The organism is Streptomyces sp. NPDC058464 (genome assembly GCF_042721035.1).
Taxonomy (GTDB): Bacteria; Actinomycetota; Actinomycetes; order Streptomycetales; family Streptomycetaceae; genus Streptomyces.
This window is the reverse complement of sequence record NZ_JBHXMA010000007.1, coordinates 180,998-197,220: the sequence shown is the minus strand read 5'-3', so window position 1 is coordinate 197,220 and position 16,223 is coordinate 180,998. Positions and strand designations below refer to the sequence as shown.

The 16,223-nt window shown below is 71.3% G+C and carries 16 protein-coding genes; 7 read left to right on the top strand and 9 right to left on the bottom strand.

Features of this window, described 5'->3' with window-relative positions:
- Positions 1–4: 4 nt before the first annotated feature.
- Together ACFWPQ_RS12550 and ACFWPQ_RS12545 are read right to left on the bottom strand one after the other, a co-directional pair.
- Positions 5–592: a DUF1003 domain-containing protein gene (locus tag ACFWPQ_RS12550; RefSeq protein ID WP_384032595.1), complete on the bottom strand. Its 588-nt coding sequence runs from the start codon at positions 590–592 to the stop codon at positions 5–7.
- Positions 582–1,901, bottom strand: a complete 1,320-nt coding sequence (locus tag ACFWPQ_RS12545) for a magnesium transporter MgtE N-terminal domain-containing protein (RefSeq protein ID WP_384032594.1) — start codon at positions 1,899–1,901, stop codon at positions 582–584. Before ACFWPQ_RS12545 ends, ACFWPQ_RS12550 begins: the two co-directional genes overlap by 11 nt.
- A 199-nt stretch (positions 1,902–2,100) precedes the next feature.
- Here ACFWPQ_RS12545 and ACFWPQ_RS12540 point away from each other — a divergent pair, with 199 nt between their 5' ends.
- A complete protein-coding gene (locus ACFWPQ_RS12540) occupies positions 2,101–2,826 on the top strand; it encodes a hypothetical protein (protein WP_384032592.1) in 726 nt (241 codons plus the stop codon).
- Between the two features lie 117 nt (positions 2,827–2,943).
- Here ACFWPQ_RS12540 and ACFWPQ_RS12535 read toward each other — a convergent pair whose 3' ends face one another.
- The gene (locus ACFWPQ_RS12535; protein WP_384032590.1) at positions 2,944–3,456 is read right to left on the bottom strand and encodes a hypothetical protein; all 513 of its coding nucleotides are present in this window, start codon (positions 3,454–3,456) and stop codon (positions 2,944–2,946) included.
- Positions 3,457–3,479: 23 nt separating this feature from the next.
- Positions 3,480–4,610: a magnesium and cobalt transport protein CorA gene (locus ACFWPQ_RS12530; protein ID WP_384032588.1), complete on the bottom strand. Its 1,131-nt coding sequence runs from the start codon at positions 4,608–4,610 to the stop codon at positions 3,480–3,482.
- Positions 4,611–5,095: 485 nt separating this feature from the next.
- Between ACFWPQ_RS12530 and ACFWPQ_RS12525 the strand changes: the two genes are divergently transcribed.
- Complete coding sequence (locus ACFWPQ_RS12525) at positions 5,096–5,692, top strand: suppressor of fused domain protein (RefSeq protein ID WP_384032586.1); 597 nt, start codon at positions 5,096–5,098, stop codon at positions 5,690–5,692.
- A gap of 53 nt (positions 5,693–5,745) precedes the next feature.
- On the opposite strand, the gene ACFWPQ_RS12520 is transcribed toward ACFWPQ_RS12525, so the two are convergent.
- A complete protein-coding gene (locus ACFWPQ_RS12520; protein ID WP_384032584.1) occupies positions 5,746–6,972 on the bottom strand; it encodes an MFS transporter in 1,227 nt (408 codons plus the stop codon).
- A 159-nt stretch (positions 6,973–7,131) separates the two neighbouring features.
- Between ACFWPQ_RS12520 and ACFWPQ_RS12515 the strand changes: the two genes are divergently transcribed.
- The 3 genes from ACFWPQ_RS12515 (at position 7,132) to ACFWPQ_RS12505 (ending at position 9,504) form a co-directional block, all read left to right on the top strand.
- The gene (locus tag ACFWPQ_RS12515) at positions 7,132–7,773 is read left to right on the top strand and encodes a DUF6758 family protein (RefSeq protein WP_361292219.1); all 642 of its coding nucleotides are present in this window, start codon (positions 7,132–7,134) and stop codon (positions 7,771–7,773) included.
- Positions 7,774–7,985: 212 nt separating this feature from the next.
- Entirely contained in the window at positions 7,986–8,843 is an 858-nt protein-coding gene (locus tag ACFWPQ_RS12510; RefSeq protein WP_384032582.1) for a PHP domain-containing protein, read from the top strand.
- A gap of 55 nt (positions 8,844–8,898) precedes the next feature.
- The gene (locus tag ACFWPQ_RS12505; RefSeq protein ID WP_384032580.1) at positions 8,899–9,504 is read left to right on the top strand and encodes a MarC family protein; all 606 of its coding nucleotides are present in this window, start codon (positions 8,899–8,901) and stop codon (positions 9,502–9,504) included.
- Between the two features lie 170 nt (positions 9,505–9,674).
- On the opposite strand, the gene ACFWPQ_RS12500 is transcribed toward ACFWPQ_RS12505, so the two are convergent.
- Positions 9,675–9,827 (bottom strand): hypothetical protein, encoded by a 153-nt coding sequence (locus ACFWPQ_RS12500; protein WP_384032579.1) that lies wholly within the window; start codon positions 9,825–9,827, stop codon positions 9,675–9,677.
- A gap of 170 nt (positions 9,828–9,997) precedes the next feature.
- Between ACFWPQ_RS12500 and ACFWPQ_RS12495 the strand changes: the two genes are divergently transcribed.
- Complete coding sequence (locus ACFWPQ_RS12495; RefSeq protein ID WP_361292227.1) at positions 9,998–10,891, top strand: NYN domain-containing protein; 894 nt, start codon at positions 9,998–10,000, stop codon at positions 10,889–10,891.
- On the opposite strand, the gene ACFWPQ_RS12490 is transcribed toward ACFWPQ_RS12495, so the two are convergent.
- Positions 10,888–11,790: an alpha/beta fold hydrolase gene (locus tag ACFWPQ_RS12490; RefSeq protein WP_384032577.1), complete on the bottom strand. Its 903-nt coding sequence runs from the start codon at positions 11,788–11,790 to the stop codon at positions 10,888–10,890. The genes ACFWPQ_RS12495 and ACFWPQ_RS12490 overlap by 4 nt on opposite strands.
- 292 nt (positions 11,791–12,082) lie before the next feature.
- On the bottom strand, positions 12,083–14,335 hold the full coding sequence (locus ACFWPQ_RS12485; protein ID WP_384032575.1) for a DEAD/DEAH box helicase: 2,253 nt from the start codon (positions 14,333–14,335) through the stop codon (positions 12,083–12,085).
- Between the two features lie 563 nt (positions 14,336–14,898).
- Here ACFWPQ_RS12485 and ACFWPQ_RS12480 point away from each other — a divergent pair.
- Entirely contained in the window at positions 14,899–15,645 is a 747-nt protein-coding gene (locus tag ACFWPQ_RS12480; protein ID WP_352367017.1) for a ferritin-like fold-containing protein, read from the top strand.
- Positions 15,646–15,755: 110 nt separating this feature from the next.
- Here ACFWPQ_RS12480 and ACFWPQ_RS12475 read toward each other — a convergent pair whose 3' ends face one another.
- Positions 15,756–16,028, bottom strand: coding sequence for a hypothetical protein (locus tag ACFWPQ_RS12475; RefSeq protein WP_089098916.1), 273 nt, complete (start codon positions 16,026–16,028; stop codon positions 15,756–15,758).
- Positions 16,029–16,223: the final 195 nt, after the last annotated feature.

The following is a 16,223-nucleotide window of genomic DNA, read 5'->3' as shown; positions in this document are numbered from 1 at the left end:
CCCCTCAGCGGTCGTCTACGTCACGCCGTGCCGACCGTTCTGCCGGGAATACGACCTGTCCGTCCCGTCGCTCGTCCGCCATCTCCCTGAGCAGGTCCTGGAGCTCGGAGCGGATCCAGTCCCGGGTCGCGACCTCGCCCAGACCCATGCGCAGCGCGGCGATCTCCCGGGTCAGGTACTCGGTGTCGGCGATGGACCGCTCGTTCTGCTTGCGGTCCTGTTCGAGGTTGACCCGGTCCCGGTCGTCCTGCCTGTTCTGCGCGAGCAGGATCAGCGGGGCCGCGTAGGACGCCTGCAGGGACAGGGCCAGGGTCAGGAAGATGAACGGGTACTCGTCGAAGCGCAGCCCGCCGGGTACCGAGATGTTCCAGATCACCCAGAGGATGATCACGAACGTCATCCAGACGATGAACCGCCCGGTGCCCAGGAACCGCGCGATGCGTTCGGAGAGCCGTCCGAAGGCCTCCGGGTCCCACTCGGGCAGCAGCCTGCGCCGCGGCGGGCGCGGCTGGTCCAGGCGGTGGCGCGACCGGCCGGCGGCGGTGGCGCCGACCGGCGTCCGCTCCCGGGTGCCCTCCCGCTCAGCCGCCATGGATCCCCGCCCCCTTCTCCGCTGCCTTCCCGCCCGCCGGCTCCCCTTCCTCGTCGAGGTGGAACTCGGTCTCCCGCCAGTCCTCCGGCAGCATGTGGTCGAGCACGTCGTCCACGGTCACCGCGCCGAGGAGCGACCCCGCCTCGTCCACCACGGGCGCCGCGACCATGTCGTACGTGGCGAAGAACCCGGCGATGACCGGGAGCGTGGCGTCGGGATCCAGGGGCTGCAGGTCGTCGTCGGCGACCAGCGAACTGACCAGGGTGTACGGGGGATCGCGCAGCAGCCGCTGGAAGTGCACGGTGCCCAGGTACTTGCCGGTCGGGGTCTCGTCGGGCGGCCGGCAGACGTAGACCTGGGCGGCGAGGGCCGGGGAGAGGTCGGCGTTGCGGACCCGGGCGAGGGCGTCGGCGACGGTGGCGTCCGGGCGCAGGACGATCGGCTCGGTGGTCATCAGACCGCCCGCCGTGTGCTCCTCGTACGACATCAGGCGCCGCATCTCGGCCGCGTCCGCCGGCTGCATCAGGCTCAGCAGCCGTTCCTTGTCCTGTTCGGGGAGTTCGGCGAGCAGGTCGGCCGCGTCGTCCGGATCCATGGCCTCCAGGATGTCCGCCGCCCGCTCCTCCTTCAGCTTGCCGAGGATCTCGATCTGGTCGTCCTCGGGGAGTTCCTCGAGCACGTCGGCCAGGCGGTCGTCGTCGAGGGCCGCGGCCACCTCGGCGCGGCGCTTGGCGGAGAGGTGGTGCAGCACGTTGGCGAGGTCGGCGGGGCGCAGCTGCTCGAAGGTGGCGAGCAGGCTCTCGGCGCCCTGGCCGTGCTCCTCCAGGGAGAACCCGGTGACCTGGGACCACTCGACGGTGAGCGTCTCGCCCCTGGTCCGCCGGAAGGTGCCGGTGCGGCCCTTGCGGACGAAGACCCGGTCGATCTCCCAGTCCCGGCGGGCCGGGAGCTGCTGCACGGCCAGATCCAGGACGGTGACCTCCTCGCCCGTCTCGACCAACTCGACGCGGCGGTCGAGGAGCTCGCCGAAGACCAGGCGCTCGGTGGGGCGCTGCTCGAAGCGGCGGACGTTGACCACGCCGGTGGTGATGACCTGGCCGGACTCGACGCCGGTCACCCGGGTCATGGGCAGGAAGATACGGCGCCGGGTGGACAGTTCGACGACCAGGCCGAGCAGCCGCGGGGGCTTGCGGCCGACGCGCAGCATGACGACGAGGTCCCGGAGGCGGCCCACCTGGTCGCCGTTGGGATCGAAGACGGGGACACCGGCGAGGTGCGAGACGAAGATGCGGGGAGCGCCGGCTGCCATGGGGTTGCTTCCTTTGCCTGCCGAAGTGCTGCTTGCGTTGTTTTCAGTCCCTTTTGCCCGCTCGGTGGGCTTCAGGCTAGCCCGTACCGATCGGATATGCCCTGGTGGGCGGTCCGGACGGACTGGCTCCGCCGGTCGGGTGGGGCACCGGTACGCTGCGGTACGCCGTGCCGGACCCCTCAGAAAGGCGGCCCTGTCTGTGACCGCGATTGCTCCGGGCCGTACTCGCCACGCCGCACTGGTCACCGCCGTGTGCGCACTGGCCGTCCTCACCGGGTGCAGCGGGGATCCGGACGCGGGCACGAACGGGGTGGGCAAGCTGTCGCCGGCCGTGATCCAGTCGAAGACGCGGGCGGCGGCCTCGTCGGTGGCGACGGTGCGGATGGCGGGGACGGTGGTCACGAGCGGGCGTACGTACGAGCTGGACATGCGCCTGAACAAGGACGGCGGGACCGGGTCGGTCACGTCGAAGGGGTCGACCTTCCAGCTGCTGCGGGTCGGCGACACGCTGTATCTGCAGGCCGACTCGGGCTTCTGGAACCACGCCGACGGCAGTGACACGACCGCCGCGACCAAGCTCGACGGCAAGTACGTCAAGGTGCCGCGGACGGACCCCGCGTACAAGAAGTTCAGCGGCTTCACGGACAAGGACCTCCTCCTCTCGGGCCTGCTGACCCTGCACGGCGCGCTCTCCACGGACGGTCACCACGAGCAGTCCGGTACCCGCACGATCCGCATCGCCGGCGACAAGGGCTCCGGCGGCACCCTGGACGTCTCCCTGGAGGGCAAGCCGTACCCCCTCCGCCTGGAACGCGGCGGCGGCGCCGGCACCCTCACCTTCTCGGACTGGGGCAAGGGCTTCAGCGTCGCCGAACCGGAGAAGGGCGACACGGTCGACTACGGGAAGCAGCTGCCCACGTCGTAGGAGGCGGCCGCGCAACGGCTTCGGCACCCCCGAATCCCGCCGCGACGGTGCTCCGCCATGACGGTGCTCCGCCACGACGGTCCTGTCCGGCGGTGCCGAACCTGGCTCAGGTGTCCGCTACTTGCGCTTCCGGCGTCTCGAGAGCAAGCGCGGCAGGGCGGCCGGAGCCGGGCGCCGGGTCGTTGCCGGGGACGGGACCGGGGCCTCCGCCAGGCTCCCCTCCGGCAACGGCTGCACCGCTCCCGTCGGGGTCAGGCGCAACACCCTGCACTCCCGCGCCCAGCGGCCGGTCATCGCCTCGCCGTCGGGGGCGTTGAGGCGCTTGCCCTTCAGCTCCGCGACCGCCGCGTCCCACTCCGGGGTGCCGGCGGACAGTTCCGTGACCGTCGCCGTCCAGGTGACCAGCCGGCCGCCCTTGTCCTTGCTGCGCACGGTCACCTCCGCCGACCCCCCGTCGGCCAGCTCACCCAGCGGCTGCTCGGCCCCGTCGCCGACCAGGCACACGCCCCCGTCGACCCACGCGTGCCACACCGCACGCGCGGCCGCCGCCCCGGCGCCCCGCACCCAGATGAGGCCGGACTTCTTCGTGGCCTCCTCGACGAGGGCCTGGTCGAGCAGCTCGCTAGTCATGGCGCCAGCCTATCCAGGGCCGCTCAGAGCCAGCCGTTGCGCTTCAGCGTGCGGTGGATGCCGAGACAGATGCAGACCGTGATGCCCATGATCACCGGGTAGCCGTACTTCCAGTGCAGCTCCGGCATGTACTTGAAGTTCATGCCGTACACACCGCACACCATCGTCGGTACGGCGATGATCGCGGCCCAGGCCGTGATCTTCCGCATGTCCTCGTTCTGTGCGACGGACGCCTGCGCGAGGTTGGCCTGGAGGATCGAGTTGAGGAGTTCGTCGAAGCCGACGACCTGCTCCTGGACGCGGGCGAGGTGGTCGGCGACGTCCCGGAAGTACTTCTGGATGTCCGGGTCGACCAGCCGCATCGGCCGCTCGCTCAGCAGCTGCATGGGGCGCAGCAGGGGCGAGACGGCGCGCTTGAACTCCAGCACCTCGCGCTTGAGTTGGTAGATCCGCGCCGAGTCGACGCCTCGGGAGACGCCGCCCTTGCGGCCCGGCGTGAAGACCTCGGTCTCCACCTCGTCGATGTCGTCCTGGACGGCGTCGGCGACCGCGACATAGCCGTCGACGACGTGGTCGGCGATGGCGTGCAGCACGGCCGAGGGGCCCTTGGCGAGCAGCTCGGGGTCGTCCTGGAGCCGGTGCCGCAGCGCCCGCAGCGAGCCCTGCCCGCCGTGCCGGACGGTGATGAAGAAGTCCCGGCCGGTGAAGCACATGACCTCACCGGTCTCCACGACCTCGCTGTTGGCGGTGAGCTGGTCGTGCTCGACGTAGTGGATGGTCTTGAAGACGGTGAAGAGGGAGTCGTCGTACCGCTCCAGCTTCGGGCGCTGGTGGGCCTGGACGGCGTCCTCCACGGCCAGCGGGTGGAGCCCGAACTCGCCGGCGATACCGGCGAATTCGGCCTCGGTCGGCTCGTGCAGGCCGATCCACACGAACCCGCCGTCACGGCGCACCAGCCGCATCGCCTCGTGCGGGGTGAGCGGCTTGCCGGTCTCGATGCGGGCGCCGTCGCGGTAGACGGCACAGTCGACGACGGCCGACGGCGTACCGGGGTCGCGGGTGGTGTCGTACGCGCCGTTGTCCGGGCGCAGGCTCTTGCGCAGCGAGGGGCGGGAAGGGCGGACCACGGCACGGAGGTCGCGGATCATCGACATGGGCAGGCTCCTTCGCGACAGGCAGCGGAAGATCGCGTGCGAACGGGTGGAACTACCCGGAATGAGGACGTCCTGACTGCGGATGTTTGGCACGTCCACAAAGCGGGGAGCACCGCACCGTTGCGGTGGCGACTTCGCTACTGATTCAGATCAGACGAACGGATCCAGACAGATCCGGAACGGACCGGTCTAAGGGATCAGGCAAGCGAAACGAAGTGCTCTTCCGAACGACAACGCGCACGAGAAGGCGGCAGCCAGCCAGAGAAGAAATCAGAGGCCGGAAGAGCGAGTGGTACTGCACGGGTGACTTCGATCCATGACAGCCCCACCTCCTCCAGCCGGTCCCTCGTAAGGGAGTCCTGTCGGCGTCGGGGTCTGGTCGCGACGTGCTGCGTGCTGCCCCGAGCCGCCGCGGCCAGAGTAGCAGCAGCCCCCAGTGTCAAGGCGCCGCTTTGCCCGGTACTGACGAGTTCTATGCTCACGACATGGCTGAAGTTCTTCCTCTGGTAGAGGCCCGGTTGACCACCACGCTGGGCGAACCGGACGCGCGCGCGGCGGTCACCTTCCTCGGCACGGACCGCATCGAGGTGCTCCGTTTCCACGAGGACCTCCAGGGCGAGAACGTCGTCCGCTACGCCACGCTCGGCATGTCCGCGCACCCCATGTCCGATCCCACCGCGATGGTCGCGGACCCCGTCAAGGGACCGCGGGCCGAGCTGGTCCTGTCGGTCCGGGCCGGGCTCGCCGAGACCGACAAGGTGCTCCGCGCGCTCGCCGTACTCGCCGCGTCCCCGCAGGTGGAGGGCCTGGTCGTGACGCCGGGTGCGTCGCTGGACGTCGGCGACCCGCTGTGGCCGGGGGCGCCCTTCACCTCCGTCCTGGTCGGCGAGCCGGGCGGTCTCGTCGAGGATCTGGAGCTGGACGAGCCCCTCGACCCCGTACGGTTCCTGCCGCTGCTGCCGATGACGCCGAACGAGGCCGCCTGGAAGCGCGTGCACGGTGCCGGGGCCCTCCAGGAGCGCTGGCTCGCGAACGGGACGGACCTCCGGGACCCGTACCGGAAATCCGCCCCGCTGGACTGAGCCGGACCGCTCGGGCGGGGTGAGCAAGCTCACCAAGCGCCGCTCGGCGGGAGTCAGTTGGCAAAGACCGTGACGCCGTCCTCGGTGGCGTGCCGCGGTTCCAGCTCCTCGGCGTCGTGCGCGAGCGCGTTCCGCCGTACGAGCACCACCACCGCGCCCAGGACCGCGGTGACCGCCGCCACCACGAACGGGATGTGGATGTCGCTCCACTCCTCGATCTTCGGGGCGAAGTAGGGAGCGGCCGCCGCGGCGAACCAGCGGACGAAGTTGTAGCCCGCGCTCGCCACCGGGCGCGGCGCGTCCGACACGCCGAGGGCGAGTTCGGTGTAGACGGTGTTGTTCACGCCGATGAACGCGCCGGACAGGATCGTGCAGACGACGGCGGTGGTGTGGCTGCCGTAGCCGAGGACGAGGACGTCGGCGGCGAGCAGCACGAGCGAGCCGCCGAGCACCTTCAGGGAGCCGAACCGCCGCTGCATGCGCGGGGCGACCACCACCGAGAAGAGCGCGAGCAGCACACCCCACGCGAAGAACACGGCGCCCGAGCGGTACGGGGTCATGTCCAGCACGAACGGGGTGAAGGCCAGCACCGTGAAGAACGTGTAGTTGTAGAAGAAGGCGGAGGCGGCCGCGGAGGCGAGGCCGCCGTGGCCCAGCGCCCGGATCGGGTCCAGGACCGACGTCCTGCGGGCGGGCTTCGGCTGCTCCTTCAGGAACGCCGTGATGCACAGGAAGCCGACCGCCATCAGGGTCGCGGTGCCGAAGAACGGGTAGCGCCAGCTGATGTTGCCGAGCACCGCGCCCAGCAGCGGGCCGCACGCCATGCCGAGGCCGAGCGCGGACTCGTAGAGCAGGATCGCCGCGGCGCTGCCGCCGGCCGCCGCGCCGACGATGACGGCGAGGGCGGTGGACACGAAGAGGGCGTTGCCGAGGCCCCAGCCGGCCCGGAAGCCGACCAGTTGGCCGACCGTGTCCGAGGTGCCCGCGAGTCCGGCGAAGACCACGACGAACGCGAGGCCCAGCAGCAGCGTCCGGCGGCCGCCGATGCGGCTGGAGACGAAGCCGGTGAACAGCATCGCCACGGCGGTGATCAGGAAGTACGAGGTGAAGAGCAGGGAGACCTGGCCGGCCGTGGCGTCCAGGCCCTTGGCTATGGAGGGCAGGATCGGGTCGACGAGTCCGATGCCCATGAAGGCGACGACGGATGCGCCGGCGGTCGCCCACACGGCCTTCGGCTGCCGCAGGATGCTGCCCGCTCCCGCGTCGAAGGGGTCGTCCATGCGCTTCCTCCGCTCAGACGGATTTAGTTGGTATATGCACATAGTAAGTTAGGGCGGCTAATTAATGCAAGGTGAATCTAGTTCTCCCTGGTGAACCGGTCCGCCCGGACGGGTGATCGTCCTTGACGTGGGCGATTCCGGGTAGGACCGTGGGGCCCTATGAGGGGCGAACCCAGTTGCCCGAAGTGTGGTGGCCGGGTCAGGGCTCCCGGACTCTTCGCCGACACCTGGCAGTGCGATGTGCACGGGACCGTGCATCCGGTACAGCCCGTGATCCCGCCCAGCGTCGAGGCCCTGGGTGTGGTGGTGCACCGCACCCAGGTTCCGGTGTGGATGCCCTGGCCGTTGCCGGTCGGCTGGCTGTTCACGGGTGTGGCGTGCGCCGGTGACGACCGCAGCGGGGGGCGCGCGACCGCCGTCGCCTGCTCCGGACCCGCGCCGCTCGGCGGCATAGGGGAGATGATCCTGGTCGCCGAGGAGCTGGGCGTCGGCCTCGGGGCCCGGTACGCGGGGATCGACGGGCCGGATCCCGGGCCCTCGATGAACGTGGAGAAGCCACCGCAGGCGAAGGTGCTGGCCGCGGGGCGGCCGACGCCGCTCTGGCATGTCTCCGGGGCGCCGGACGACCGGGCCGTCTTCGCGGGCGAGGCGCGGGGACTGTGGCTCTGGATCGTGGTGTGGCCCGAGCAGACGGGGCTGCTGATGTACGACGAGCTGGTGCTGACGGACCTGCGGGATGCGGGGGCGGAGCTGGATCTGGTGCCGTGCGGGGCGTTGTCGCCGCGCTTGCTGGAGCCGTAGGGCCGTAGGGCCGTAGGGCCGTAGGGCCCGTAGGGCCGTAGAGCCGGTGCGATCGGTCGTCCGCGGGCCGGTGGGGGCTGGTCGCGCAGTTCCCCGCGCCCCTGGGTAGGGCAGGTAAAGGGTGCTCACAGGTTGCGGGTGTGACAGGGCACTCGCTGTCGGCCGTTATCCTTGACGCGTCCCTTCCGTCCCGTCCCGTTGGAGTCCGTGTCGTGCGTGTCGATCTGCACTGCCACTCCACCGCGTCCGACGGTACGGACACCCCGGCCGAGCTGGTGCGCAACGCCGCCGCCGCCGGGCTGGACGTCGTCGCGCTGACCGACCACGACACGACCCGCGGTTACGCCGAGGCGATCGCCGCGCTGCCCGAGGGGCTCACCCTGGTCACCGGGGCCGAGCTGTCCTGCCGGATCGACGGCGTCTCCATGCACATGCTGGCCTACCTCTTCGACCCCGAGGAGCCCGGTCTGCTCGCCGAGCGCGAGCTGGTCCGGGACGACCGGGTGCCGCGCGCCCAGGGCATGATCGCCAAGCTGAACGGGCTGGGGGTGCCGGTCACCTGGGAACAGGTGAAGCGGATCGCCGGGGACGGTTCGGTCGGGCGGCCGCATGTCGCCTCCGCGCTCGTCGAGCTCGGCGTCGTACCGACCGTGAGCGACGCCTTCACCGAGGAGTGGCTGGCCGACGGCGGCCGGGCCTTCGTGGAGAAGCACGAGACCGACCCCTTCGAGGCGATCCGGCTGGTCAAGGGCGCCGGCGGAGTGTGCGTGTTCGCGCACCCCGCGGCCGCCAAGCGCGGGCGTACGGTGCCCGAGTCGGCGATCGCCGAGATGGCCGCGGCCGGCCTCGACGGCATCGAGGTCGACCACATGGACCACGACGAGGACACGCGGGCACGGCTGCGCGGGCTCGCCGGGGAACTGGGGCTGCTGGTCACGGGGTCGTCCGACTACCACGGCAGCCGCAAGACGGTGACGCTGGGCGAGTACACCACCGACCCCGAGGTGTACGGCGAGATCACGCGCCGGGCCACGGGCGCCTTCCCGGTGCCGGGGACCGGCGGGGCCTGAGGCTCCGCCCTCGCACGCCCGAATCCCTCACTCCAGCAAGGCCTGTGGCACCACCATGTTCGATCTCGCCGTCTTCGGCTCCCTCTTCCTGACCCTGTTCGTCATCATGGATCCCCCCGGGATCACCCCGATCTTCCTCGCCCTCACCGCCGGCCGGCCCGGCAAGGTGCAGCGGCGGATGGCCTTCCAGGCCGTGTGCGTGGCGGGCGGTGTGATCACGGTCTTCGGGCTGCTGGGGCACCAGATCCTGGACTACCTGCACGTCTCCGTGCCCGCGCTGATGATCGCGGGCGGGCTGCTGCTCCTGCTCATCGCCCTGGACCTGCTGACCGGCAAGAACGACGAGCCGAAGCAGACCAAGGACGTCAACGTGGCGCTGGTGCCGCTGGGCATGCCGTTGCTGGCGGGTCCAGGTGCGATCGTCTCGGTCATCCTCGCCGTGCAGAAGGCCGACAGCGTGGCCATGCAGGTGTCCGTGTGGACCGCGATCCTCGCCATCCATGTCGTGCTGTGGCTGGTGATGCGCTACTCCCTGCTGATCATCCGGCTCATCAAGGACGGCGGTGTGGTCCTGGTGACGCGGCTCGCGGGCATGATGCTCTCCGCGATCGCCGTGCAGCAGATCATCAACGGCGTCACCCAGGTGATCAAGGGCGCGTAGCGGGTGCGGCACAAGGGTGCGCAGCGGGCGCCGACGCAGGGGCCGCGAACGCAGAACCCCCGCACGGCATCGGTGCCGTACGGGGGTTCTGAAGACTGTGCGGTGCTCCGCGTGTCGTCAGTGTGGCTGTTGTTCGTCTCTCGTGTCGCGTCGTCGTGTGCGAAGCCTCGTCACGAGGCCTGGGTCTCGGCCGGTCGGATCCACAGGCGCTGCCCCACGGCCGCGGCCTGCTGCACGATCCTGCTGACGGAGGCGGCGTCCACGACAGTGCTGTCCACGGTGGTGCCGTTGACCTCGTCGAGTCGCATGATTTCGAAGCGCATGGCTTCTCCCTTCGTCGTCGTGTTCCGTAGGAGTCAACGGCTTGCGTGTTACAAACATTCCCTACGCTAAAGAAATTTTTCGAACGTCTAATTACCGACCGGTACGAGTCTCAAGGAGACTGACCGGGACCGGTTGTGTTCGCAGCGTGACCGCCGGGACAATGGAGGCGATGAACGACGACCTCGCCCCCCTCCAGGCCCGTATCGACCGGACGAACGAGCTGCTCACCCGCATGCTCGCCGAAGTGGCCAAGACGCCCTCGACGCACGCCATCTTCGTGGACGCGGGCTACCTCTACGCGGCCACGGGCCGGCTCGTCGCCGGGACGGAGGACCGCCGCGCCTTCGACCTCGACGCCGAAGGACTGATCGAGGCGCTCATCGACAAGGCGCGCCAGATCTTCGCCGACAGCCGGCTGCTCCGCGTCTACTGGTACGACGGTGCCCGCCGCCGTATCCACACCGCCGAGCAGCAGACCATCGCCGAACTGCCCGACGTCAAGGTCCGCCTCGGCAACCTCAACGCCAACAACCAGCAGAAGGGCGTCGACTCCCTGATCCGCACCGACCTGGAGTCACTCGCCCGGCACCGTGCCATCAGCGACGCGGCCCTGCTCGGCGGAGACGAGGACCTGGTCTCCGCGGTCGAGGCCGCCCAGGGGTACGGCGCCCGCGTCCACCTGTGGGGCATCGAGGCCCCCGAGGGCCGCAACCAGGCCGAGCCGCTGCTCTGGGAGGTCGACAGCCAGCGCACCCTCGACCTCGAGTTCTTCAAGCCGTACGTCTCCAGACGCACCGCCCCCGCCTACGAGGCCGGTACCACGAGACCCACCCGCGAGGACGTCCGTTTCGTCGGTGCGCAGATCGCCGCGAAGTGGCTGTCCTCGCGGGGGCGCGAGGCGCTCGTCGAGCTGCTGCCCGGCCACCCCTACCTGCCGGGCTCCGTCGACCAGGACCTCCTCGTCGAGGCCGAGGGGATGCTCCAGTACTCCCTGCGCGGCCAGGCCGACCTGCGCCGCGCCCTGCGGGACGGCTTCTGGGAACACCTCCAGACGCAGTACTAGCCCTGGTTGCGGGGCTGGCCCTGGGTGCTGTCCCAGAAGGCGGCTATCGCCTCGGCGGTGGGGGCGGGCCGGTCCGTGTTGGGAGAGTGCTCCGCCCCCTCGACGACCGTCCGGTGTGCGTGCAGCCGCAGCGCCATGTCGTCCAGCAGCGGGACCGGCCAGGTGTCGTCCCGGGCGCCCGACAGGACGTGGAACGGCAGCGGTACGGCGGCGAGTTCCGCGACGCGGTCCGGCTCGATGCACAACTGGCGCCCTGCGGCGATGAGTTGGGCCGGCTTGTTGCCCAGCCAGCGGCGCCGAAGATCCTCGCCGTCCTCCAGGCCCTCCGCCGGCGCGTCCGGTTCCTCCAGCTCCTCCGGTGCCTCCATGGCCTGCATGGCGTCCCACACCTCGGCCATCGACATCACGGCGAGCGCGTCCCGCAGCAGCTTCACGCGCTCCTGCTGGGAGGAGGAGATCTGAGCCGGGCCCGAGGACATCAGGGTCAGCGAGCGGAACGGCGTGCGGTCGAGGAGCACGGTGGCACGCGCGACCTGACCGCCGAAGGAGTGCCCCAGCAGATGCACCGGCCGTCCCGCACCGACCGCCGCCGCCTGAGCGAGCACGTCCCGCGCCAACTCGTCCTGGGCGTATGCCGATTCGTCGTCCGCGGGCCCGTCCGACTCGAACTGCCCGCGCCCGTCCACGGCGACCGTCCGGTAACCGCGCCGGCCCAGTGGTTCGTGCAGCCGGTTGAAGTCCTCCTTGCTGCCGGTGAACCCGGGCAGCAACAGCGCGACCCCCCTCGGCTCGACGCCGGCGGCCACGGGCGCGTCGACGACGGCGAACTCACCCCGGTCGGTGGCGAGCGCATACGCGCGGGCACCGGCGGGCGGGACGAAGGTACGAGGCCTGCTCATGGGGGAGAGGGTATCCGGAGCGGGGTGACCGACCGGGAGCCGGTGGGTGAATCCCGGCACCGGGACGCGCCGAACGCCGCGGAGCGGGCGGCGACTCGGGTCGTGTGAGGTGGGGAGGGCGGGATGGGCCGAAGGGGGGTGCGTTGGGTGCGGTGGGATGGGCTGACGGGGGGCGGTGGGTGCGGTGGGACGGGCTGATGGGGAGGGCGGTGGGTGCGGCGGGTGTTGCGGAAACGCCGACGGCCCGGACCACACGGGGTGGTCCGGGCCGTCGTGACGGACTCAGGCCGGCTCAGGCCTCGGGGGCCGCGGCGGTCGCCTTCCGGGTCCGGCGGGCCTTCGGCTTCGCCTCCGCGTCGGCCGTCTCGGCGGATCCGGCCGTCTCGGCGGCCTCGGTGGCCTTGCGGGTCGTGCGTCGCCTCGGCTTGGCCGTCGGCTCCTCGGTGGCCTGCGCCGGGATCTCCGCGGTGACGGCAGCTGCCGTCGTCTTGCGGGTCCGGCGGGGCTTGGCCTCGGTGCCTTCGGCGGTGTCGACGGCCGCCTCGGCCGCCTTCCGGGTGCGGCGCGGCTTGGGCGCGGCCTCGGCGGTCTCCTCGGGAGCGGCGGCTGCCGTCTTGCGGGTCCGGCGGGGCTTCACCTCGGCGGCTGCCTCGACCGTCTCCGTGTCGGCGGCGGGTGCGGCCGTCTTGCGGGTGCGGCGGGGCTTGGCCTCGACGGCTTCGGCGGTGTCCACCGCGGTCTCGGCGGCGGCTGCCGTCTTCCGCGTGCGGCGCGGCTTCGGCTCGGCCACTGCTTCGACCGCCTCGACGGCCGCTGCGGGGGCGGCTGCCTCCGGAGCCTCGGCCGCCTTGCGGGTGCGGCGGCGTACGGGGGCTGCCGGTGCCTCTTCGGCGGCCGGTGCCTCGGCCACCGGCGTCGTCGCCTCCGCCACCGGCGCGGTCTCCGCGGACCTGCGGGTGCGACGGCGGCGCGGCTGCTCCGGCGCGGCCGGTTCGACCACGGCCTCGACCGTCTCGACGACGGCCTCCGGCGTCACGGCCACCGGAGCGGCGGCCGTCACCGCCTCCTGCGGCGCACCGTTGCGGGTGCGACGACGGCGGCGCGGGGTGCGGGTGGCCGACGGCTCCGACGCCGCGAGGGCGTCGTCGGCGGCGGGCGACGCGGACTCGGCGGCGGGCGCCGAGGACGTCGTACCGGATGCCTGCTCCAGGGCCGATCCGCCACGCGTGCGACGGCGGCGGCGCGGGGTGCGGGCCGGACGCTCGCGCTCCTCGGAGCGGGCCTCGGCGCGGGAGTCGGCACGGGACTCGGGGCGACCGCCCCGGCCACCGCGACCGCGGCCACCGCGGCCGCCGGTCTCGCCCAGGTCCTCCAGCTCCTCCGCGTCGAGCCCGGCGCGGGTGCGCTCCGAGCGCGGCAGGACACCCTTGGTGCCCGCGGGGATCTTGAGGTCCTCGAAGAAGTGCGGGGAGGTGGAGTACGTCTCCACCGGGTCGTGGAACTTCAGTTCCAGCGCCTTGTTGATCAGCTGCCAGCGCGGGATGTCGTCCCAGTCGACGAACGTGATCGCCGTACCCGACGCACCCGCGCGGCCGGTACGGCCGACCCGGTGCAGGTAGGTCTTCTCGTCCTCGGGGGACTGGTAGTTGATGACGTGGGTGACGCCCTCGACGTCGATGCCGCGCGCGGCGACGTCGGTGCAGACGAGGACGTCCACCTTGCCGTTGCGGAACGCGCGCAGCGCCTGCTCGCGGGCGCCCTGGCCGAGGTCGCCGTGGACGGCGCCGGAGGCGAAACCGCGGTGCTGGAGCTGGTCGGCGATGTCGGCGGCGGTGCGCTTGGTGCGGCAGAAGATCATCGCGAGCCCGCGGCCGTCGGCCTGCAGTATGCGCGAGATCATCTCCGGCTTGTCCATGGAGTGCGCGCGGTAGACGAACTGCGCGATGTTCGCGACGGTCGCGCCCGTGTCGTCCGGCGCGGTGGCGCGGATGTGGGTGGGCTGGCTCATGTACCGGCGCGCGAGGCCGATGACCGCGCCCGGCATGGTGGCCGAGAACAGCATGGTCTGGCGCTTGGCCGGAAGCATGTCGATGATCTTCTCGACGTCGGGCAGGAAGCCCAGGTCGAGCATCTCGTCGGCCTCGTCGAGGACGAGCGACTTGATGTGCTTGAGGTTGAGCTTCTTCTGGCCCGCGAGGTCGAGCAGGCGGCCCGGGGTGCCGACGACCACGTCGACGCCCTTCTTCAGGGCCTCGACCTGCGGCTCGTAGGCACGACCTCCGTAGATGGCGAGGACGCGTACGTTGCGGACCTTGCCGGCCGTCAGCAGGTCGTTGGTGACCTGGGTGCAGAGCTCGCGCGTGGGGACGACGACGAGCGCCTGTGGCGCCTCGGTGAGGGCCTCGGGGGCGGCGCGGCCGGCCTCCACGTCGGCGGGGACGGTGACGCGCTCCAGGAGCGGCAGACCGAATCCGAGGGTCTTGCCGGTGCCGGTCTTGGCCTGGCCGATGACGTCGGTGCCGGACAGGGCGACCGGGAGTGTCATCTCCTGGATGGGGAAGGGGTTGACGATGCCGACGGCTTCCAGGGCCTCGGCGGTCTCGGGAAGGATTCCGAGTTCACGAAACGTCGTAGTCAGGGTGCTGCCTCTTCTGTGTGTCGCGGCGCGAGGCGAGCGCGGGGGTCTTTGACGGACCGTGCCGGGGGACGTCGGCTGCCTTACGTGCGGGCCGTGGGGGGCACGCCGTACTGCACGGGACCTCTGCCGACGCTCTAGCGCTCGTACCGCTGAGGGTGTGTCCCTCCGGTCGTCGTACGCACAGTGCCGTACGAACCGGGAGGGCTGTCGGGTCGGAGCCGATCGGGCCACCGACCGGGCATCCTCATACGTGCGGCCTGTCGAGGTACGTCGAGAATCGACGGCGTACCAGCAGGCGCATTACCACCATACCCCGGAATCGTGCACATGTGATGGCCGATTTGGTCACGTCGTGGTAGTCACAGTGGTTGACCAGGGCCTTCGCGGAGACATCGGGTGGCCTGCCGGGACTTCCCCGATGGTTACCCAGGGCTTCCCCAGGGCTTCCGCGCCGCGGCGGGCGGGCTATTGTGCGCTTCATGACGAGCTCTGACAAGCCTGAGACCGCCTCCGCCGAACCGACCGGTGTCGCCGCCCAGGACTGGGCGCAGGCGGCCGCCGACCCGCACTACCGTGCCGCGGTCGTGGACCTGCTCGGCGCCCTCGCGTACGGCGAGCTCGCGGCGTTCGAGCGGCTCGCGGAGGACGCCAAGCTGGCGCCCTCGCTGGTGGACAAGGCCGAGCTGGCGAAGATGGCGTCGGCCGAGTTCCACCACTTCGAGCGGCTGCGCAACCGGCTGACGGAGATCGGCGAGGACGCGACGCAGGCGATGGAGCCGTTCGTCGCGGCCCTCGACGGCTTCCACCGGCAGACGGCGCCGTCGGACTGGCTGGAGGGCCTGGTCAAGGCGTACGTCGGCGACTCGATCGCCAGTGACTTCTACCGGGAGGTCGCGGCCCGCCTCGACTCCGACACGCGCGAGCTGGTGCTGGCCGTCCTCGACGACACCGGGCATGCCGGGTTCGCGGTGGAGAAGGTACGGGCGGCCATCGACGCCGACCCCCGGGTGGGCGGCCGACTGGCCTTGTGGGCACGGCGGTTGATGGGCGAGGCGCTGTCACAGTCGCAGCGGGTGGTGGCCGACCGGGACGCGCTGTCGACCATGCTGGTCGGGGGAGTGGCCGACGGGTTCGATCTCGCCGAGGTGGGGCGGATGTTCTCGCGGATCACGGAGGCGCACACGAAGCGGATGGCTGCGCTGGGCTTGGCCGCGTAGCGCTCTGAGGGGGGTTCCGGGGGTTGCGCGACCTTGGGCCGGTGGGGGCTGGTCGCGCAGATCCCCGCGCCCCTTTCCGGAGCGATTCGTCCAGGGAGTTTCGAACGGGACTACGCCGGGATCGATCGTCGGCGGAGGCGCCGGCCCGCCGGGCGGAGCAGCAGGGACAGGGATGCCGCCGAGACGATCGCCGCGCCCAGGAGAGTGACCAGGACCGCGCCGGGGCCGAGTGCGCTGTGGGTGACGAAGTCGCCGAAGAGGGCTCCCGCGACGCCCGTGGAGAACACCAGCGGGCGGGCCGGGAGCCGGTGGGACAGGCGGCTGGTCGCGGCCCACGACAAGGCCAGGCCGAGCAGGGCGGATCCTAGGACTTCCAGGAGCATCACGAGGGGTCCCTCCCACGGCCGGCCGGTGCTTCACGGTCGTAGCCCGTCATACCCGTGACCTGCGGAATGCAATCCTCCCCTGTGGACGACTTGTGGGCCGAATGTGGAGGGCCGACATGTGGAGGGCCGACATGCGGAGGGGGGCGGGGGGGGCCCGGCCCCCCCCCCCCCCGAAACGGGCGGCAGAAGGGG